At 34.9% G+C, this 22958-nt stretch carries 12 protein-coding genes; 5 read left to right on the top strand and 7 right to left on the bottom strand.

Going from position 1 to position 22958, the window contains the following annotated elements; genetic code table 11:
• Nucleotides 1-446: 446 nt before the first annotated feature.
• From J8281_RS12455 to J8281_RS12475, 5 genes are all read right to left on the bottom strand, one after another.
• Nucleotides 447-1433 carry a toll/interleukin-1 receptor domain-containing protein gene (locus J8281_RS12455; protein ID WP_210197965.1) on the bottom strand — a complete coding sequence of 329 codons (987 nt, stop codon included), beginning with the start codon at nucleotides 1431-1433 and terminating at the stop codon, nucleotides 447-449.
• A gap of 175 nt (nucleotides 1434-1608) precedes the next feature.
• On the bottom strand, nucleotides 1609-3231 hold the full coding sequence (locus tag J8281_RS12460) for a M1 family metallopeptidase (protein ID WP_210197966.1): 1623 nt from the start codon (nucleotides 3229-3231) through the stop codon (nucleotides 1609-1611).
• A 17-nt stretch (nucleotides 3232-3248) separates the two neighbouring features.
• Entirely contained in the window at nucleotides 3249-5189 is a 1941-nt protein-coding gene (locus J8281_RS19700; RefSeq protein ID WP_246849107.1) for a sodium:solute symporter family protein, read from the bottom strand.
• Nucleotides 5190-5201: 12 nt separating this feature from the next.
• Nucleotides 5202-5927: a LytTR family DNA-binding domain-containing protein gene (locus J8281_RS12470; RefSeq protein WP_210197967.1), complete on the bottom strand. Its 726-nt coding sequence runs from the start codon at nucleotides 5925-5927 to the stop codon at nucleotides 5202-5204.
• The gene (locus J8281_RS12475; RefSeq protein ID WP_210197968.1) at nucleotides 5924-6973 is read right to left on the bottom strand and encodes a sensor histidine kinase; all 1050 of its coding nucleotides are present in this window, start codon (nucleotides 6971-6973) and stop codon (nucleotides 5924-5926) included. Before J8281_RS12475 ends, J8281_RS12470 begins: the two co-directional genes overlap by 4 nt.
• 400 nt (nucleotides 6974-7373) lie before the next feature.
• Between J8281_RS12475 and J8281_RS12480 the strand changes: the two genes are divergently transcribed.
• The 3 genes from J8281_RS12480 (at nucleotide 7374) to J8281_RS12490 (ending at nucleotide 14068) form a co-directional block, all read left to right on the top strand.
• Nucleotides 7374-10370: a carboxypeptidase-like regulatory domain-containing protein gene (locus tag J8281_RS12480; RefSeq protein WP_210197969.1), complete on the top strand. Its 2997-nt coding sequence runs from the start codon at nucleotides 7374-7376 to the stop codon at nucleotides 10368-10370.
• A 117-nt stretch (nucleotides 10371-10487) separates the two neighbouring features.
• Complete coding sequence (locus J8281_RS12485) at nucleotides 10488-12113, top strand: SusD/RagB family nutrient-binding outer membrane lipoprotein (protein WP_210197970.1); 1626 nt, start codon at nucleotides 10488-10490, stop codon at nucleotides 12111-12113.
• A gap of 116 nt (nucleotides 12114-12229) precedes the next feature.
• Nucleotides 12230-14068, top strand: a complete 1839-nt coding sequence (locus tag J8281_RS12490; protein WP_210197971.1) for an Ig-like domain-containing protein — start codon at nucleotides 12230-12232, stop codon at nucleotides 14066-14068.
• A 62-nt stretch (nucleotides 14069-14130) separates the two neighbouring features.
• Here J8281_RS12490 and J8281_RS12495 read toward each other — a convergent pair whose 3' ends face one another.
• The gene (locus tag J8281_RS12495) at nucleotides 14131-17448 is read right to left on the bottom strand and encodes a VCBS repeat-containing protein (RefSeq protein WP_210197972.1); all 3318 of its coding nucleotides are present in this window, start codon (nucleotides 17446-17448) and stop codon (nucleotides 14131-14133) included.
• A 396-nt stretch (nucleotides 17449-17844) separates the two neighbouring features.
• Between J8281_RS12495 and nagB the strand changes: the two genes are divergently transcribed.
• Both nagB and J8281_RS12505 read left to right on the top strand, forming a co-directional pair.
• Nucleotides 17845-19818, top strand: coding sequence for a glucosamine-6-phosphate deaminase (gene nagB / locus J8281_RS12500; RefSeq protein ID WP_210197973.1), 1974 nt, complete (start codon nucleotides 17845-17847; stop codon nucleotides 19816-19818).
• 9 nt (nucleotides 19819-19827) lie between these two features.
• A complete protein-coding gene (locus J8281_RS12505) occupies nucleotides 19828-21891 on the top strand; it encodes a beta-N-acetylhexosaminidase (protein ID WP_210197974.1) in 2064 nt (687 codons plus the stop codon).
• Nucleotides 21892-21908: 17 nt separating this feature from the next.
• Here J8281_RS12505 and J8281_RS12510 read toward each other — a convergent pair whose 3' ends face one another.
• The gene (locus J8281_RS12510) at nucleotides 21909-22643 is read right to left on the bottom strand and encodes a LytTR family DNA-binding domain-containing protein (protein WP_210197975.1); all 735 of its coding nucleotides are present in this window, start codon (nucleotides 22641-22643) and stop codon (nucleotides 21909-21911) included.
• Between the last annotated feature and the right edge of the window lie 315 nt (nucleotides 22644-22958).

Raw genomic sequence — 22958 nt, forward strand, 5'->3', positions numbered from 1 at the left:
TTTGATTTATATTACGGGTTACCGTAATTATAGCAATAGCGAAGCATAATGAGTAAAAGATTATAGACCAATTGCTGTTAATTTTACTCAATAATTGAGATTCAAATATTCAAAGGTTTGATCGAAATAAAATAGTAACATACCACTGATGAATGTAATGTGATCGTGTCAAAATATACTTTACTTTACCTGTTACGAATTATAAATTTCCTATTCAAAATCTGTCAATTGGAGTGCTTCGACCAGAGGAAGAAGTGTATCGAGCCCTTCGACAAGTTCAGGATGACGTAGGATTTTGGATTTGAAAAGCTTTCTCGATATACCCAATCAAGTTAAGGGCAGGCTAATTTTTCTTCTATGTCATCTCGCAGTCGAGAGGTTATTATGAAAAAATTATCAAATTGAAGCTTTTCTTTAATAGTTCTGCCAAAATGAACAGACGGGTTTTACTTTAAATATTTTGAATGAATCAAATCACAAAATGCTGTTATTTTATCAGTATTGCCCTCTCTTGCATTAAAAAAATTAAGAATGCTCATCTCAAAAGGAAGTTTGGCAGAGTAGAGGTAGAGGGGTAATACAATATCATTTCCCTCTTTTATGTATTTTAAATTACAAAAAGAGTACTCATATCTGCACACCTTAGATTGTACATAAGTATCTGATAAGCATACGATAAAACGTTTAGAGCTAGCCATAGCTTCATTGATTTTATCCAACCAGTTTGTTCCTATTTCAATATTTTGGGTATCTATAAAAAGGTTAAATGCTCCCCCAAGTTGCTGTTTTAAAAGACTTACTTCTGGTTCATTTTTGCGACTGTAACTCACAAAAAAATCATATTTATAATCAATTTTTTGATTTTCTAATAGTTGTCGCTTTTCATCGATTACTTGTTTTAATAGCGCAACTTTTTGATCATTAATTTCTACAATTTTAATTGTACCAAAAGGTTCTTTTTCTAACCACAACAAACTTGTGTTTATAAGCTCTTTCACGACTTTGTTGACATCATAGTTTTGTTCGCCGGTCAATAGTAATGGTAGTGCTATACTCTTGATTGAATGACTTTTGGAAATAAAGGTGAGGCTCTGAAATATTTCTGCAATTTGTGAATAAGGATTTGCTGCTGGATCAGGTTTGGGTTCAAAACACAAAATTCTATCTATATTTTTAAATTTGAGTTTTCTTGAAGCCCAGCATTGTGTATACGCTCTTAAATCCAATTCTTTATTTTGTGCCAAAATATCAACAGAGCATCCTTTACGGTCCAAAGCTCCTATCAAAGAGGTGGTCGTAGGAGCATAGTTGTCAGGAAATGCCGAAAGAACTAAGAAATCAATTTTATGAGCCTCAGGAATATTGGTTATATCTCCTTTAAATAATTGTAATGATTTTTCAGGAGATAATTGTATTTCGGAGATTAATTGCATCGGTTCGCGTATTCAAATTGCTAGCAAAATAAAGATAACATCTTTTTTAATCAATAGATAGTAAAATCTGAAAGTCAGTATGAAAACAGTAAAAATAGCGCAATACTTCGATTTAAGGGCTTTTACACCACGATTGATACCCTTAGCAGTATCTAAAAAAGATTTTAAACAAAATCTAAGGTACTACCTTCGTATCGATATAAAAATTAGGATCTATCTGCAGCTTATTTCCTGTTAATTTTTCGGTTTGCCAAGCTGTACTGGGCTGTATCCATTTTGCTTTTTTATCTATAAAAATTCGAACGGGCATATCAAACTCGTCGATTATATTACTATATCTATATTTTAAATTGCCATTGGCGAAATGATATTCTAAAGTTGGTATTTTTGTAGTTCTCAAATATTGATCAAAAAAATTGGTGAGATCAATTTTTGTTTGACTACTTAGGTATGCTTCTATTTGTTGTGTGGTGACCGTTTGGTGATAAAATACCTCGTTTACACCTCGAAGGATTGATCGCCACAGCTCATCATCACCTATAAGCTGTCTTAGCGTGAGCAGCATATTCGCTCCTTTATAGTACATATCTGAAGATCCTTCTTGATTCACATGGTACGTGCCGATAATTGGGCGATCATTATTAATCATCTTTCGTGTACCTCTAATATATTCTTCTGCTGCTGTTTTTCCATAATAATATTCAAGAAACAAACTTTCAGAATATGCCGTAAAACTTTCGTGTATCCACATATCTGCAGCATCTTTATAGGTAATATTATTGGCGAACCATTCGTGACCTGCTTCATGTATGATGATAAAATCGAATTTCATACCCCAGCCAGATCCCGAGAGATCTCTCCCCTGGTATCCGTTACGATATTGGTTTCCATAGGTAACCGAACTTTGATGTTCCATCCCCAAATAAGGTACTTCAACCAATTTGAAACTATCTTCGTAAAAGGGATAGGGGCCAAACCAATGTTCAAATGCTTTCATCATTTTAGGAGCATCTTTAAACTGTTTTTTTGCTTTCTTCAGATTATATTTTAAAACATAATAATCCATATCCAACGTTCCTTTTTCTCCCTCATATTGTTCGCCAAAATGCACATAATCTCCTATATTGATATTTACACCGTAATTATTGATAGGGTTGCTCACAAACCAATGAAAAGTTTTGGTTTTTTCAAAGGTTTCTACCTTGCGAAGTCTACCATTAGATACATTGATTAAAGATTTAGGTACATTTACACTAATCAATAAGCTATCGACCTCATCATACATATGATCTTTGTTTGGCCACCAAACACTTGCCCCTAAACCCTGGCAGGATGACGCTATAAAATGATTGCCGTTTTTATCTTTAGTCCACGAAATTCCGCCATCCCACGGGGCATTAACAGCTTCTCTAGGATTGCCACTATAATATACTTCAATACTCTCAATGCTTCCTTTTTTTTGTTTTTTTGAAAGTGTTATAAAATGTGCATTGCCCTCAGATTTAACATTCAGTATAGCATTACCTTGTATAGCCTTTTCTAAGGTTAAAGGAGACTGCAGATCTATTTGTAAGACTTGTTGCTCTTTTAAAACTTTATAGTGGATTGTGTTCTTACCTGAAATATATTTACGATCAGGTTCTACCCGGATGTCCAAATGATAATATATCACATCCCACCATTCACGTTCTGGAGTGATTGATCCTCGTAGCGTATCTTGTCGAGTAAATTGTTGTTCTTGAGAAAATAAATGAACTGTTTGTAATACTATAAAAAAAAATATAACTATTCTATTCATTATGGATTGCTTAAAAATCACAAAATAGTAGTTTTAATTTTCTTCCACAACTTACTTAGAACTAATGTTGCAATGATCACTATGATTGACACAATAATGGCAAGAGTGTATCGACCATAAATCCAATATCCTGTAGCAAAAAGAACCCCATAAATCAAAATACAACCTACCAACATGGCCAGTATGCCTGAAGGAACACTCCAGGTACCATCATCGGTTTGTATATGTTTTTGTTGAGCTTTGGCCGCTTTTAGAATCACTTTCCAACCCGGTCCGCCAGGCTGTGTTTTCTTATAAAAATTGAATAACACACTTTGAGTTTCTGGTTTAGTGGCATAGGTGACTAATAACCAAATAATTGTAGTGATACCAACGACAAGCAGATACTTTGACCATCCTGGTAGCATACCCTTTTGGAACAAAGTCATATCAACAGATTCTAAACTAAAGATAACAGAAACAATACCAGAGGCGAACATTCCCGAGATTTCACTCCATGCATTGATGCGCCACCAAAACCAACGCAGTATAAATATCAACCCGGTGCCGGCACCAAACATGATGATGTAATCAAAAATTTGCTTTGCGTTTGTAAGTTTCAACGCGAGTACAGTGCTGATCAGCATTAATAAAGCGGTAGAAATTCGACCGACTCTTACTAATTCTTTTTCAGATGCATTTTTATTGACTTGTTGTATGTAAAAATCGTTTACGATATACGAAGACCCCCAGTTAAGGTGTGTTGAAATAGTAGACATAAACGCAGCAATTAATGAAGCTAACACCAAACCTAATAAGCCAGATGGTAATCGAGTAAGCATCGCTGAATATGCCAGGTCATGACCAATTTTATCTTTCTGTACTTTGTCCTCCGGAAAAGCTTGTCGTATGGCCGTCAATCCTTCTGAAGCAAAATAGTACGTATCCATTTGTGTTTTTTCTTCTTCGGTGAGTGCTCTCGTACTTTCCAACTTTTGCATTTGAGCATAATTGTATTGAGCATCTTGCATGGTATGGATATCATCTTTTGGATATAACACCAATGATGCTAGTGCTACCAGTATCCAGGGCCACGGGCGAATAGCATAATGCATGATATTGAAGAAGAAAGTAGCTCCTATCGCATGATTTTCATTTTTTGCAGCGAGCATACGCTGAGCGATATAACCACCACCACCGGGTTCTCCGCCAGGATACCAAGAACTCCACCATTGTACTGCCAAAGGAATAATAAGCAGTGTGATGAGCAACTCTGTATTATCAAAATCAGGTAGCAAAGAAATCTTATCGATGACTTGTGGGTGGCTAATAAGGTTAGTTATACCATTAACTTCGGGGAGATTGATACAATAATAAGCTGCACCAATAGCCCCGATCATGGCTGTAAAAAACAAGACAAAATCAGTATATACAACACCTCTAAAACCTCCTACTGCACTAAATACTACGGTAATCACTGCTGCGATACCAACTGTGTATAAAGGGTCAAGCCCGAGCATTACCTGACTAATTTTTATTGCGGCCAATGTAACACCAGACATCGCCAAAACATTAAAAATGACACCGAGATACAGGGCTCTAAAACCTCGTAAAAAATGAGCAGGTTTTCCTCCGTACCTTAAATCATAAAACTCTATATCGGTTTTAACGTTAGACTTTCGCCATAATTTAGCATACACAAAAACGGTAAGTAATCCTGTAATTAAAAAAGCCCACCAAGCCCAATTTCCTGACACACCACCTTTGCGAACAATATCGGTAACAAGGTTTGGGGTATCTGTTGAGAATGTAGTAGCAACCATTGATAGCCCCAAGAGCCACCAGGGCATATTGCGACCAGAAAGAAAGAATTCGCTGGTATTTTTTCCTGATTTTTTGGAAACAACTATGCCGATAATAAGGGTAAGCGCAAAAAATGAGAAAATGAGAATAAGGTCAAGTGTTGATAATGTGATCATTTAAATGATTTTTTAGACGTGTAAGTCTTTGTTGTTATTAAAAATGGTTTCTTTGACATGTTTTACGTAATTGCGCCCAATGGGAATTTTCTTGGTTCCAATTTCAATTAAATTTCCTTCTACAGATTTTATTTTATCAATGGCTATAGTATACGATCGATGTACTCGTATAAAGTTTGATGCAGGAAGTTCTTCAGTAATTCCCGTAAGTGATTTATGAACGAGATAGTTTTCTTGGTTGGTAATCACCTTAATATAGTCTTTTAGACTTTCAATAAACAATATATCTTTCAATACTATTTTTACTAGTTTCTTATCAACTTTAAGAAAAATGAATGGGTCTTTGTTTCCCAGATATTCATTGTTTTTACTATGATTTTGATTCAATACTTGATTTAGTTTATTTATCGTTTTCAAAAATCGATTAAACGGAATAGGTTTAACCAAGTAATCAAGAACGTCTAACTCAAAACTCTCGACTGCATATTCGCGATAAGCCGTAGTAATGATAATATGATATTTATGTCTACTATTTTTGATAAAATCCAATCCGCTCATGCCAGGCATATTGATATCCAGAAAAACGGCGTTAATATTTCCGCTCTCAATCGTTTGTAAGGCATCCAAAGGATTGTTGAACGTATCAATCAATTCAATATTCTTAAATTCTGAAAGATGAGATTCTATAACCTTAATAGCCAATGGTTCGTCGTCTATAATTATGCATTTGATACTCATAATATTGGAATTTTTAGTAGCACATTGTAAGTATTGTCAATAATCTTTGTTTCCAATACATATCGATTTTTGTATAGTAATTCTAAGCGTCTTTTAATATTTTCAATCCCAATCCCATGTTTTTTTATAATCTGATTATGTAAGTTAAAATTGTTTTCAGCTTTAAATATAAGTTGTTCGTCTTTTAAATTTTCAAAATAGATACTCAAGGCTATGTCGTTATTGTTTTTTGCACCGTGTTTAAAACAATTCTCTATGAAGGGAAGTAGTAATAGGGGAGGAATAGTGATATCGTCGATGTCTCCTTTAATTTCGATTTTTGAAGAAATTCTATTTCCATACCTCAACTCTTCTAATTCCAGGTAACTATTAATATAATTAATTTCACTAAGCAAGCCGATTTTAGACTCTTTAACATCATAAAGTACATACTGCATAATTTCAGATAATTTTAGCACTACGTCAGACGCTTTTTCAGACTTCTCTATAATCAATGCATAAAGATTGTTTAGTGTATTGAAGAAAAAGTGTGGCTGGATCTGAGATTTTAAATATTTTAGTTCAGTTTGTAATTGAAGCTCTCTAAGAGACTCATTTTTTTTGCGTTCTGTAATCCAATCTACTGTTAATTTTATAGCGGTTACTAGAGCTACTACGTAAAGTTCCCCAATAATAACAGCCAAAATGTGATTAAAGCTAAAAGCTTCTTGGTTGCCAATAGCTTCTGGCCATATATTTTTGGTAACCAATATATAGTTAAGTCCTGTTCGAACCACATACACTATAATTAGACTGAGCACTAAAAAAATAACATAAAGAAAAAACCTTCTTTTCAAAATAAATTTTGGGATCAAATACCAGATGTTAAAATAGACCAAAAGGATATGGATTGGAAACTCTACCAAATTCGATTTTAAAGAGTACATGTAATCACCAAAGTAGCTTCCCCAACGTATAAAATTAATCATGAAGTAGCACAGCCAAAATAGGAAATGATATTTTGGCGAAATAGGATTATTATATGCTTGAGATATTTTTGTAAGCATGCTATAGTATTCTTTTTTTGTGAAAAAATGTTAAAAAACGTGAAAAAATTATGTGTTTTTTTACTTAAAACCAAAATAGTTACCGAATTAATTTAAAAAGTGTAAATCTGTAAATCACTTGTATCTAAAAAAGTGTTGTTTGTTGTTTTTTTTCTGCTGTTTGGATATTTAATTTCCATTTTAAATTTATTCAGATATACCTTTAGAAAAGAATAATCAAACAAATTCAATCTTAATTTCATGAGACGAATAGTAATAAATTTTAAAATTTCTTCACAAAAGGGAATGTCTAGAATTTTTAAGATGAGAGCGTAGCGGTTAGATGTGTTCTTAATCTGCCTACCTACGTAGTAGGTTTTTTAATTATTTCGTTTTCAAGAATTTAAAAACATTTAAACGTATGAAAAAAACTATTTTGATTTTTTCAGTGTTTTTTATGCTGTGTACGATGCATTCAATAAAAGCACAAGAAAAAACAATAACGGGGACAGTAACTTCTGCAGGTGATAATGCCGTACCGCTTCCAGGAGTAAATGTAATTGTAAAAGGAACTACAAAAGGAGTACAAACAGATTTTGATGGTAACTATTCAATCGAGTCTTCACCGGGTGATGTTCTAGAATTTAGTTACATAGGGTTTTTGACAGCCTCAAAAACCGTGGCTGGGAGCAATAGTATTAACGTAGCTTTAGAAGAAAGTCTAGAGCAGCTAGAAGATGTTGTGGTTACTGCATTAGGGATTCAAAAAAGCCGTAAATCCCTTACCTATGCTGCACAGGATATTAATGCAGATGAACTTAATAAAGTAAAGGATGCAAATCCTGTAAATAGTCTCTCTGGTAAGGTGGCCGGTGTTGTTATCAATAGGAGCGCATCTGGAGTTGGTGGCTCTGTAAAATTAACAATTCGAGGTAATACGTCTACTAGAAACAATCAACCGTTATATGTTATTGACGGAATCCCAATTTTAAATAATTCAGCAATTCAACCAAATGATTCTTTTGGAGATATAGCTAATGCCGGAAACAGAGATGGGGGAGATGCCTTATCTTTAATCAATCCTGAGGATATTGAAAGTTTAACCATTCTACGAGGAGCATCAGCCTCAGCATTATACGGAAGTCAGGGTTCCAATGGAGTTGTATTAATTACTACCAAAAAAGGTAAATCTGGTAATTTCAAAACAAATGTATCTTCTAATCTTACAGTAGATACCCCAGCGTATCTATTAGATTTTAATGATAAAGTTCAGGATGGAGTCGATAGCTTTCTAAACAACGGTACGACCGCTATTAATGCCATTTCTGTGTCTGGTGGCACAGAGCATGCTCAAACTTACTTTTCTTATGCTAATACTTTTGCAGAAGGTGTCATCCCAACTCACAATGTAAAAAGACACACTTTAAACTTAAGAGAAACTGCAAAATTGCTAAATGATCGACTTACTGTGGATGCAAGTGTATTATTGTCTACACAAAGTATTAGAAATAAGCCCATATCAGGCTTGTATTACAATCCGTTGGTGGGTGTGTATACTTTTAATTCTGAATCTGAAACATTACAAGACTATGAACGTTTTGAAGAGTTTGATCCTAGTAGAAATCTTTTTGCACAACGCTGGTTTAGACAAGAGAGTGATCTTGTTGATCAAAATCCTTATTGGATATTAAACCGAAATGAGAGTGATGATAAAAATCAGAAATTACTAGCGTCACTATCTTTAAAATATAAATTTAATGACTGGTTATCCATACAAGCCCGAGGTAGCTATGATAAAAACATGTATCAATTTGAAAGGCGAATGTTTGCAACTACAAATCCTACATTGGCTCCGCGTAATGGTAGGTATTTGTATAATGAATTAGAAGATCTTCAGCTTTATGGTGATATTATTGCAACTATCAATACCGTTTTTGCAGATGATTTTTCTATAAATGCCAATTTGGGAACAAGCGTAAGAAGGTCTGATTTAGGCGAAGGATTACTATTAGATTCCAGTATGGGAGGGCGTCTTTTGATTCCGAATGTATTCACTATCTCTAATTTTGTTTTAGGCGACGGCTCTAATCCCATTTTACAGCAAAGTATTGCAGAGCAAAAAGAAGTACAATCTGTTTTTGCAAGCACAACACTTGGTTACAAAGAGATGGTCTACCTAGATTTAACAGCGCGTAACGATTGGTCTTCTACAGTAAGTGAGTCTTATTTTTACCCCTCTTACGGGCTTACATTGGTACTGTCGGAAATGTTCGAAATGCCAGAAAGTATAACATTTGCTAAGATTAGAGGTTCTTATGCCGAGGTTGGTAACGATATACCAAGCTTTCTAAATAACCCTATAGCTACAGTTGATCCTGCTGGAAGAGGATTGAACCGCCCGACAATAGTACCATTAGAAGAATTAAGACCGGAAGAGCAACAATCTTTTGAAATTGGAACAGAATGGAGATTTTTCGATAATCGATTAGGTTTTGATATTGGGTATTATAAAACCAACACCATTGATCAGTTTTTAACCACAGAAGCTGAATCTTCTACCGGTGCTGATTTAAGCGCATTTAACGGTGGTGATTTTGAAAATAGTGGATTAGAAGCGTCTATAACTATTGCTCCAATACGAAACGACAAAGTTACATGGGATTCTAATATTAATTTTGCCTATAACGAGAATGAAATTATCAGGTTAAGTGACATATTGCCTAATGACTTCATAGAGCTTACCCCAATTTCAGTTAATGCATATGCTTTGTTGATTAAAGAAGGAGGTGCCTTTGGAGATATCTACGGAAGAAAGTTGTTGCGTAATGAGAATGGGCTACCAATTAGAAACGAAAATGAGCTTTTCGATCAAGCGGAAGCAGACGAAAATACTCGGCGAGGCTTTGATTTATTAGGTAATGCAAATCCGGATTTTATGATGGGTTGGAACAATACAATATCATATAAAAACTTTACGCTTAATTTTTTGGTTGATGGAAGATTTGGAGGTGAAGTAATGAGCCTTTCCGAGGCAATAGCAGATGGTGAAGGAACTATAAACAGACCAGGAGAAGTTTTGGTTTTTGATTCGGTTACCAATTCTGAAGTAAGTATTCCAGCACAAGATTTTTACCGTACGATAGGTGGGCGAAGTGGATTTACTGGTGAGTACATTTATGATGCTACCAATATACGGCTAGCAGAATTATCGTTAGGTTATAATTTTAAACTGAACGATACCAGTTTTTTTAACGCAATTAATGCTTCTGTAATAGGGAGAAACCTATTCTTTTTCTATAAAGAAGCACCCTACGATCCCAACATATCTTTGAGTACTGGTAACGGATTGCAGGGAGTCGATATTTTTGGTTCGCCATCAACACGTAGTATTGGTGTTAATGTAGGATTATCATTTTAAATTACAAACACAATGTCTACAAATAGATTTTTGAATAAGGACTCATGATTAGTTTTAAGATTAAATATTATAATGAGCTTTATGAGTTAATGTAGATATAATTAAATAGTAAAAGACATGAAATTAACAACAAGAAACATATTAGTAACAATTTTTGGAATGTCTTTCCTTTTTTCCTGTACAGATGATTTTGATGCATTGAATCAGGATCCTAATGGAGTTACAGACACTCAAAGCGCAGGAGATTTTATAGATATAGGAGGGCCATTCGACCCGATATTTCAAAATATATACAGATACGATCCGGCATGGCATACGCAGCTACAACACAATCTAAATGCTGATACTTTTAGTGGATATATGGCTCCGCCGCTTCCTTTTGTTAAGGGTGTGAATACTACAAATTATGGTTTTGTAGATTTTTGGGATCAATGGGCTTGGGATGTTCCTTATTCTGCAAGAGGAGTAATGGTTAATGTTGAAGTTATTCAAAACCTGGCAAAAGAAAAAGAACTTCCTATATTTTCTGCATTAGCCTTAATACTAAAGGTTGAAGCTATGCATAGAGTAACAGATGTGTATGGTCCAATTATATATTCAAATTATGGTCTCGATGGTACTGTAGATTTTGTAGCTTTCGACGCTCAAGAAAAAGTATATCGCCAATTTTTTCAAGAATTAGATGAAGCTGTAGCTATTTTATCTCAAATTGATGAGAATAACGGTCAGTTTAAAGCTTTTGATTTGGTTTATGATGGTAATATCCCGTCTTGGATAATGTTTGCCAATACGCTAAGACTGCGATTAGCCATTCGAATTTCAAAAGTGGATCCTACTCAAGCCAAAATTGAAGGAGAAAAAGCCTTATCCAATCCAGGTGGTTTGATAACATCTAATGATAAGAATTTTATAATTAAAGGAGGGCAAACACATCCACTTTCAATCTTTAATTCCAGTTGGAATGATGTACGTATGAATGCTTCTATGGAATCCATTTTGGTTGGTTACGAAGACCCTAGAGGGACAAAAATGTTTCAAGAATCTGAAGTAGTAGAAGGTACTTTGAAGGGATTGCGTGGAGGAATGCCCTTACTAGATAAATATAATGGAGACGATTCTCAGCAAAAATCAGATTATGTTGCATTTTCGAAATTAGGCAATACATATGACTTATCTGAAAATCCTACAACCGATATTCAATTGTTGGTAGCCGCAGAAACTCATTTTTTAAAGGCTGAAGCAGCATTACGTGGATGGACTGGTGCAGGTGACGCGCGTACCAATTATGAAAGGGGTATCACTACTTCTTTTTCTCAATATGAAGCATCTGGTAGAGTGGATTATATTAGTAATTCCACTAACACCCCCTTAGACTACATAGATCCTTTAACTCCTTCTAATAATATTGAAGCTTTATCTGATGTAACTATTGCTTGGAATGAGGCAGATGATAATGAGAAAAAACTTGAAAAAATTATCACACAAAAGTGGATAGCCATGTTCCCTGACGGACAGGAAGCTTGGAGCGAATTTAGACGTACAGGATATCCAAAGATATTTCCCGTTGTAGTAAATAATAGTGGGGGTACTGTAGATACAGAAATTCAAGTACGCAGATTGGCTTTTCCAGCAAGTGAAAGGAGTACCAATCCCCAAGGCGTAGAAGATGCAAAATCTTTATTAAAAGGCCCCGACAACGCTGGCACAAGACTCTGGTGGGATGTACCCGGAGGAAATTTTTAATTTGAATTGCTATATATCAAAAGAGGGAAATTCGACTATTGGCCAATTTCTCTCTTTTATCAATTTTAAAAATCATATGATCACAAAACTACCTAACACAAATACCTATTTTAATTATGAAACTACTAAAAAAACTTACTGTAGTCTTTGTTTTACAGGTTGTTTTGCTTTCGTGTACGCACGAAAATTTTATGGATCAAACACCTGAAAATGCAAATACAACTGAATTATTAGAAAGTGATAAGTTACTCACCAAGCCCATAGTTCTAGGATATTTTCCTTCTTGGTCAGAAAGTTGGACCACTACCGGACAAGGATCAAAATTAAGAGATATTCCTAAACATATTACTCATGTGTTTTTGGCATTTGCTAAACCTAATTTAAGATATCAAAAAGGATCTTTGGATATTACGAATACAGGAATCCAAACCCCTTATGGAGGTGAAACATTAAAAGAATCAATTGCAGCCTTAAAATCCAAGGGAATCAAAGTTATTCTATCTGTTGGTGGAGAAACATACTGGGGTTCTAATGCTGCATATGATATCAATTATCAGCAAATAAAAGATTTGGTAGATGATATGGGTTTTGAAGGGATCGACTGGGATTTTGAACCTAATGGTAGTTTTGCAACTATTGGAGAGCCTATTAATGTACAGCGATTTATTGATTTTTTTACTAATTCTAGAGCCATCATGCCTAAAGGGCAATACTTATTAGCGTGTGCACCAGCAGGTGTTGGTGCTTTGGGAGGATTAAATAATGATGATCCTGCATCTCCTTACGCATACAATAAAAGAAATGCAGTAACCGGAGAATCTGATGCAAATTTGTATAGAGCTACCTCGCCTAATCAAGCCATAAGCTTATATGGTTTTGCAACTACAGGTCATATGATCCCCGTTATAAAAGCTGTAGGTGATAAAATCGATTTAATCGCTTATCAAGGATATAATACGGGTGCTGCTAGCAATCGAAAAATAATGTATGATGCCTATAAACATTATGCAGATCAATATGGATTTTCTATTGCAGCAGGAACTCATTATCCTAATGAACCCTGGGGGCCTTATTTTACATACACGTATCAAACAATGGCAGATCTTTCTGCTCATATTTCAGCTAATAATTCGAATAACGATGGGGTAATGATCTGGCAATTGTTGCTAGACGACGGTGCCTCATCGGCTTATGGATATATGCATGTTGCTAGTCAGGTTTTAGGGGGTACAGCACAATCACAAGCTATTGCTAATGCAGAAAATTATCCAGAGTCACCTTATTCTGGCGAAGGAGATGGTGGCGGTAACGGCGGTGGTACCGATTGTGAGTCGCCGACATGGAACGCTGCAAATGTATATACAGCTGGTCAAGAAACAGTTTATAAAAATAAACTATACAGAGCCAAATGGTGGACAAGAGGTGATGTTCCTTCTGCTACTAATGATCCTAATCCTTGGGAATATGTTAAAAATTGCGGAAACGGCGGTAGTGAAACTGATAATCAATTACCTACGGTAACAATTACGGCTCCGTCAAATAATACAACTATGACTGCAGGACAAACAGTAGTAATTACTGCAAATGCTTCAGACAATGATGGTAGTATTACTAAAGTTGAATTTTTTCAAGGCACCACCAAATTAGGTGAGGATACTGCAAGTCCCTATTCCTTTGATTGGTCAAACGCAGCAGTAGGAAATTATAGCCTTATAGTAAAAGCAACAGATAACAGAGGAGCTACAGCTAGTTCATCTGTTACTATCAGCATTCAATCTACCGGAGGAGGATCATCTTGTAACGGGGTAACGGCTTGGCAGCCTTATCCGACGATGTACAACCAAGGAGATCGGGTAGTTTACCAAGGTACCTTATACGAAGCTCAAACAGGTCCTATTTGGGTGACCCCGGGTAGTGGTGAACATTGGTGGAAAACTACAGGTACTTGTCCATAAATTTGATTTACAACAAATTAGTTTTTAATTGTCGAAAACCCTGATTAATAGCGTTGTGGCTGCTATATATCAGGGTTTTCATTATGAAAATTCAGTTTTAGAAATTTTAATTGCTCCTTTTTGATTAAAAGAATTATATATTCATTTCCATTTATTTCAATCAACTCCATAGCTTTTAATTGTAAACCATGCAAAATATTCGGAAGTTTGAATGAAAGCGAAATTTGGTTTTTTACTTGATTTCCAAAAAGGAAATACCCTTTGGCTGCATCATATCGAATAGTTTCAACTTCTGCTTCGTACAAAGAGCCGATTCCGAATATATCGATGCTTCCATCGTTGTTAAAATCTGCAGTTAAAAAATCGGTTGTAGGTCCAAATTGCGCAACTTTAGGTAAATTTTGAATATCAAAAGCACCATTTCCTTTGTTTATCAATAGCATACTACTTAATGTTGTAGCCGTATAGTGTATCGCTTCATTTAAATCTTCTTTCCCATACATATCTATAATAGAAGCCGAAGCGAACTCTTTATAAGTCTTAAACTGTTGTGATAGTTTTGGTACTTGTTCAGAAGAGCATTCTTTTCCCCGAACAGGTACTAAAAGTCCGTTTTTGGATTTTTTACTCAATATAATATCAAAACTACTGTTAGCATCAAAATCTTTTGCGTAAATATGAAGAGGTTTGTTGGGGCTAGGTTTAAATTTATTATTTTCTCCTAAATTTCCAATCAAATAATCGGTATCACCGTCGTTATCAAAGTCAGACGGATGAATCTTAAAATACCACCCTTTATTTTGAGCTAATTGTGGGATATCTGATGCTTCAAAAGAACCATTCTTATTCTCGAATATGTGAACAGCCATCCACTCACCGACTACAAAAAGATCTTGGTCCCCATCTAGATCATAATCTGAAAAGATGGCATCGTTTACTATTCTTAATGTGTCAAAGTTTGACATGTTTTCAGGATTCATTTTGGCAAAGGATCCGTTATTATTTAACAGGATAAGAGAAGAATACGATACTGGATATTGACCAGGTATGACGTCACCACCAATAAAGAGGTCAATATCTCCATCCTGATCTATGTCTGAGGCAGCTATTGCATTCGAGTTTGTGTGAATCTCTGGTAATGCAAGTGCCCTTTTAAAGTTTCCGCTACCATCGTTCTCATATATTCTGTCTTGTAGTAATGGGCTATCTGGCTCATCTTCATAACTTCCGGAAGCTACATATAAATCCAGATCCTGATCATTATCCATATCAAAAAATAAAGCTTTCTTATCCTCGTAGATCTTGTCCTCTTCAAAAATATTCTTACTCGATAATTCAAATTTTCCAGAACTATTTTGAATGTAAAGTGCTGCTGCAAATCCTTTTCCGTTTCCAACAAAAAAATCGTTTTTCCCATCGTTATTTACATCAGCTACAGTTAATACCGCACCCTTTTCACTCTGTTTTTGAGGTAAAAGAAGCTGTTTTGAATAATCATTAAAAGGAATTTCTTTATTTTCATAATGAATACCGAATTCTGAACCATTGTGTAATGAAAATGCGCTCAAATGGTCTTTCGAATTAGCAATGCTATTATCTTTAGACTCAGCATGTGACAATGTTACATGTTGATTTGCCTTAATAGCCTCTAATTTACTCACCTTACCATCACCCCATTGTATTAACAAACTATCGACGTGTGTAGATTTTCCTAGTCCGAAATGTAAGGTGTAGGTGACCGACGATTGGAAACCTCTAGACGGATATACTTTTTTTACCTGCTGATTATCTCGTGTATATAAGGTAGCACTAGCGCCAATACTATTTGGATTTGATTGCGTTCCTTTCAGGTCTACTGAAAGAAAATTATTCGATTGATTATTTTTATAAATAGTTGCTATGTCGGCTTGGTTATTTACCACAAGATCTAGATCACCATCGTTATCAAGATCTGCATATGCTACTCCATTAGAGTTTACTTTTTCATCTATACCCCATGCTTCCGATTTTTGAACAAAAGAATAATCTCCGGTATTCATAAAAGCCCGATTTTGTAATTTGGTTGATGGCATCATCTGGATGGCCTGCTCTAATGTTACTTTTTTTCGCTTACGAATATTATTTTTCATTTGATTACGAAAATCCTGATTTGACAAATCATGTTGTATTCCGTTAGTGACAAAAAGATCATTAAAACCATCGTTGTTAAAATCAGCAAATAGTGGTGCCCAACTCCAATCGGTTTTTGCTATACCTGCAATTTGTCCGATTTCACTGTAAACGCCTGCTCCTAGATTAAGTTGAAGCATATTGGACATATATTGATGATGGTATCCCGAGTTGACTAGAAAATTGAAATTCTCAGTACTCATTGTCGCCATATTTTCCTTACTGCGTTGATGATCATCGGCAAGCATATCGAGCGTAATTAAATCAGGTTTTAAATCATTGTTAATATCGGCAACATCAGATCCCATACTATTTGCTGGGATATGATCAAAGATTTCTAGAATTTTATCTGTAAAAGTTCCGTTTTGATTGTTGATATATAAGAAGTCAGGCTCCAAAAAATCATTAGCCACGTATACATCGGGCCAACCATCTTCGTTAAAATCGCCTATAGATGCGCTTAATCCCCAGGCTTTATTTAAAATTCCTGATGTTTTGGTTATATCTGTGAAAGTTCCATCAACATTTTCAAACAGTTGATCAGTACTTTCTTTTTGAAAATCAAACCTTATTTTAGGGTCAATCGTAACATTGTTATTAAAATCGGCCCTGTGATTTACGAGGTAGATATCCACGTCCCCATCCTTATCAAAATCGAAATAATAGGCTTGCGTAGAATAGGCATTAGAATCTAAGCCATAGGTTTTTGCTTGCTCTAGAAAAGTGCCATCTTTTTGGTTGATGTACAGTTTATTTCTTCTGGCTTCGTCATCATTTAGTGATCCAGATTTGCATACATAGAGATCCAACCATCCATCGGCGTTGATATCTACCATAGAAACACCAGTAGTCCATCCAGAATCATCTGTTACGTTGGCTTTTTTGGTCATATCTTCAAAAACAAAATTACCTTTATTTAGATACAACGCATTGCTATTTTGATTCGAACTGAAATACAAATCTTCGAGTCCGTCATTATTAATATCTCCAACAGCAACTCCACCACCATTATAAATATAAGAGTAGTTTAAAAAATTGAAGTACAGCGTTTCATTTATATGATTAGAAAAATTGACCTTAGTATATGTCGAGGGTAGCTTCTCGAATAGCGGTTGATGATTAGACTGTGTTGATTTTTGATCATTCTTCTCCTTCTTATTACACCCAAAACATAGTAGTACTATGAATAATAAGCTTTTTATAATATTCATTTTTAATGTTTTTATATCGATGAGAATCAAATGATAGATGTGTGTGAATACTGTAAAATATTAAAGTTTTATAATCATTTTCAATTTATCCTCTAAACGACCTATTTTAATCGATAAACGACATAAGTTTTAGAATAAGTATCCATTGCTGTAGTTCATAATTTTTAAAATGTATGAACTCAACAAGATCCAGACTTAAATACTCCTGGGCTTATCTCAAAACAAGATTTGTTTTCAATTAGATGGCTTATAAGTTTATGGGTTAGATCCATATACTCAATTTTTTTAGTCATTTATAATTCCTTTTATGTCATCTGTCGAAAAACTTTTTTTTAAAACGATTTAGATAATAGCTTCATTCTTTGTAAGCTATAAACTACTTAATTTATCTTGAAAATGAGTTCAGAAACCCAGTATGACAAAACATTAAATAAAAGTAATGCGCTGCCATATTATAAAGATATTAGCTATCGAGAAGCTGGAAAGTTTGAGGATACTCGATTCGAAAAAATTCATAACGTAATTTTCAAAAGCTCAGATTTTGCTTCAGTAATCATTGCTCAGGAAATTGGGAGTTTGATCAAAGAAAAGCAGAACAAGCAAGAATATTGCGTTTTGGGGCTTGCTACAGGTTCTTCTCCGATTAAAGTTTATGAAGAGCTAGTACGTATGCATAAAGAAGATGGTTTAAGTTTTGCAAACGTGGTGACCTTTAATTTGGATGAATATTATCCTATGGAAAAAAATAATGTACAAAGCTATCATTATTTTATGCACGAACATCTGTTTGATCACGTTGACATTTTACCCGAAAACATACATATACCTAATGGTGCGATAGCTCAAGGAGATCTTCATCAATATTGTATTGATTATGAATTGAAGATCAACTCTTTTGGGGGGTTGGATTTTCAACTTTTGGGAATCGGAAGAACTGGACACATCGGATTTAATGAGCCAGGATCTCATTACAATTCTGTAACCAGAAGTATTACCCTAGATCATTTAACTCGATCTGATGCTGCACCTGCCTTTTTTGGTATTGATAATGTTCCTAAAAGAGCCATTACTATGGGAATCGGAACCATTAAAAAGGCACATCGGATTATTATTATGGCTTGGGGTCATAAAAAAGCAGAAATTGTGAAACAAACTATTGAAGGGTCAGTTTCATCGAACATTCCTGCTACCCACCTTCAATATCATGACAATACTACTTTTATACTAGACGAAGAAGCGTCAGAAGAATTAACTCGTATTAAAACACCATGGCTGGTAGGGCCTTGTCGTTGGAATGAGAAACTCAAAAGCAAAGCGATTATCTGGCTAAGTCATCAGGTAAAAAAACCTATATTAAAACTTACAGAAAAAGATTATAACGATCACGGGATGTCTAGTCTTTTGTCTGAAGAGGATTCTTCATATGACCTAAATATTAGAATGTTCAATACCCTACAGCATACTATTACGGGGTGGCCGGGAGGTAAACCCAATGCCGATGATACCCATCGACCAGAGCGAAATGTACCTCATAAAAAAAGAGTACTGATTTTGAGTCCGCATCCAGATGACGACGTGATCTCGATGGGAGGAACATTTCTACGTTTGGTAGAACAAAGGCATACTGTGCATATTGCTTATCAAACTTCAGGAAACATAGCGGTATCTGATGAAGAAGCTATCAAATATGCTGAGGTTATCAAAACTATGGATTCAAAAGATGCAACACATCAAAAAGCATCGTCTATTCTCAAAGATCTAAAAACGAAACAAGAAAATACTATAGATTCTTTAGAGGTAAGAAATTTAAAAGGGGTCATTAGAAGGTGCGAATCTTTAGGGGCAACTCGGTTTTTTGGACTTCCTGATGCATATGTTCGTTTTCTTGACCTTCCTTTTTATGAAACAGGTACTGTAAAAAAGAAGCCTTTTTCAAAAGAAGATGTAGCGATCACTATAAAATTGATTAAAGATATAAAGCCGCATCAAATTTTTGCTGCAGGAGATCTTGCCGATCCACATGGTACTCATAAAGTATGTCTCGATATACTGTTTAAGGCACTCGAGACTTTGAAAGAAGAGGATTTTATGAAGGATTGTTGGGTTTGGCTTTATCGAGGGGCATGGCAAGAATGGGACATTCATGATATTGAAATGGCAGTTCCTTTGAGCCCAGATGAAGTGCTTAAAAAAAGAAAAGCGATTTTTTTTCATCAATCTCAAAAAGACGGAGTTATGTTTCAAGGAGACGACTCAAGAGAATTCTGGGTAAGGGCAGAAGAAAGGAACCAACAAACCGCAAAGAAATACCATCGATTGGGACTTGCAGATTACGCAGCGATCGAGGCGTTTAAACGGTATCACTTTTAAAAAAAATTGATGAAAAGATATTTTTATATTGTAATAGTTAGTGTTCTGGTATTTCAAATGGGGTACGGTCAAATACCAGACAAAAAGCTTAGTAATCTTATGCCTTTGCCCAAAGAAATTACATTTCACGAAGGTGAATTTGTAATTACCAGAGATTTTAGTGCAGGTATTCAAGAAAATTCTAGTAAAAGAGTTAAAAAAGCCGTTACGCGTTTTATAAGGAAACTCGGCGAAGAAACCGGAGTGTTTTTTAAACAAGGTTTTCCGGTTTCCCAAAAACGAGATAACGTTCTTTTCAAAACATCTTATGACAGAGAAGGTCAATTAAACCTTTTTGAAGACGAATCTTATGTTCTGACGGTGAGCCCTCAGGGTATTCAAATTGATGCTCCTACAGATATAGGCGTGATTAGAGGTGTTGAAACTCTGTTGCAACTCGTGCATTCAAATTCTAAATTTTTTTATATTCCCTCTGTAACCATAAAAGATTCACCTAGATTTCCATGGCGGGGCCTTATGATCGATGTAGCCAGGCATTTTCAACCGCTAGATGTAATTAAAAGAAATCTAGATGCTATGGCTGCTGTTAAATTGAATGTATTTCACTGGCATTTAACAGATGATCAGGGCTTTAGAGTAGAGTCAAAAACATTTCCGAAGTTACACGAATTAGGTTCTGAAGGGCAATTTTATACTCATGAGCAGATACGAGAAGTAATTCAATATGCCTCAGATAGAGGTATACGAGTATTGCCTGAGTTTGATGTGCCTGGTCATGCAACAGCTATTCTTACCGCATATCCAGAGATAGCAAGTAAGGATACAATTTATACTATCGAAAGAAATTCAGGTATTTTTGACCCTACCTTGGATCCTACAAAAGAAAAGACTTACGAATTTTTAGCTGCTTTTTTCAAAGAGATGTCTGATCTCTTCCCCGACGAGTATATTCATATTGGAGGTGATGAAAATGAAGGTAAACACTGGGATGAAAATGAAAGAATCAGAAAGTTTAAGAAACATCATGGTTTTAAGAATAATCATGAATTACAAACTTATTTCAATATTAAAATACAGAAAATTTTAAAAGAATTGAATAAAAAAATGATGGGTTGGGAAGAGATTATGAGTCCCGATATCGAAAAGTCTGCTGTTCTTCATTCGTGGAGGGGTGAAAATGAAGGCCTCCCCGATGGAGAGTCACTAATCAATGCGGTAAAACTTGGCTATCACACCGTTCTTTCAAATGGGTATTACATTGATCGCATGCATCCTGTAGAAAATCATTATTTAGTAGATCCTCACCCCAAGGGAGTATCGCTAACCAAAGAGCAGAAAGCTAAAATCTTAGGAGGAGAGGTAACCATGTGGAGTGAATTAGTAACTCCTACCACAATCGATTCCCGAATTTGGCCCAGAACAGCAGCCATCGCAGAACGGTTTTGGTCTCCCGCAACGGTAATCAACCTAAATCACATGAAAAGTAGGTTAGAGAAAGTAAGTTTGCAACTCGAAAAATTAGGAATTACTCATATCAAAAATGCAAACGTGATTTTAAGAAATATAACCAAGGAGAACGATATCGAAGCCATTTTAACCTTATCGAGGGTATGCGAACCATTAAAAAATTATGAACGAAATAAAGGAGGAACTGAATATCAAACCTACTCACCTTTTACATTGTTTGCAGATGCTTGTACTAGTGATGCTCTAGATGCTAAAAAATTTAATGATGTAGTACTTCGACTACTTAATGACCCAAATGATAAAGAGGTTCGTAGTAATGTTCATCAATATTTATCAAAATGGAGCTCTTTGTCTAGTGATCTGGACCGCTTTGATAATCCTGTGATTAACCAAGTAAAACCCATAGCCGTGAATTTGTCTGCACTAGCAGATATTTTGAGCTACTGTATGAAACATAATAAGATATCTTCTACACAATTAGAGCTGTTTGATAAACACATCGAAACTGCTAAAATTCCTGTTGTTGATGTAGAATTAGCAGTAATCCCATCTTTTGAAAATCTAGTTGAACATTTTAAAAAGTATGAAAAAGCTATGAATAATTAAAAGTACAACGCACATATTTATGTGGCAAAACCACTTAAAATTTTGCATTTTACTTCTTTAATATAATTGCGACCTATAGGTATCATTTTATCATGGATATGTACACAATTTCCTTCTATAGCTTTAACGTGTTGTAGAGAAATAGTAAATGAGCGATGTATCCTCATAAAATCTTGTTCTGGAACTAATTTAGTAATAGCCGATAAATTATAATGTGTAATGTAGTCTTGAGTCGTAGTTTTGATAGAAACGTAATCTTTCAAACTTTCGATATATAAAATTTCATCAAAATTAATCTTTACCATTTTCTTATTTACTTTCACAAAAAAATGAGCATTTTTTGATGAAGTAGTATGAGAATCGTTTGTGTTTTCTTTCAAAGATTCTGTTCTAAGGTTAATTTGTTGAGAAACTTTGTTAAGAGCTTTCATTAAACGTTTTAACGATATAGGCTTTACGAGATAGTCGATAACATCTAGTTCAAAACTTTCAACTGCATATTCTCTATATGCCGTAGTGATAATAATAAAAGGTGAAGTTGTAAGATTTCGTATAAATTCGATACCATTTAACCTTGGCATATTAATATCCAAAAATACCAAATCGATTTGCCCTTTTGAGAGCAGGTGGAAGGCTTCAACAGGATTATTAAAAGTATGCGTGACATCAAAGTCATCAAAACTTTCTAAATGTTTTCGAATTACTCTGGTTGCTAATGGTTCATCGTCAATAATTATGCATTTTACTTTCATAAGCTGGGGTATTATGAGTGTTTGTGTTATATGTTATACCAAATCTAATAGAACACAATACAAAAAATGTGTAGTTACTACCCAGTAAAACTGAGCACGCGTTTTCATTCATACGAAACCGTAAAAATAGTGTATAGCCATAGCTACGAAATTTTTTTACAATGAAGTAGAAGGGAAAATGAACTAGCATATTGGTATTATTTTCTAGTAGATTTGGTATTCGTTGTAGTTTGAAAGCGAAATTATTCTAATATTGATTCTTAAAATATGTCAAATAGTGCAAAACATAGTTCTAATAATGCTATCCCTATCAAG

Source organism: Aquimarina sp. U1-2, assembly GCF_017897595.1.
Classification (GTDB): Bacteria; Bacteroidota; Bacteroidia; order Flavobacteriales; family Flavobacteriaceae; genus Aquimarina.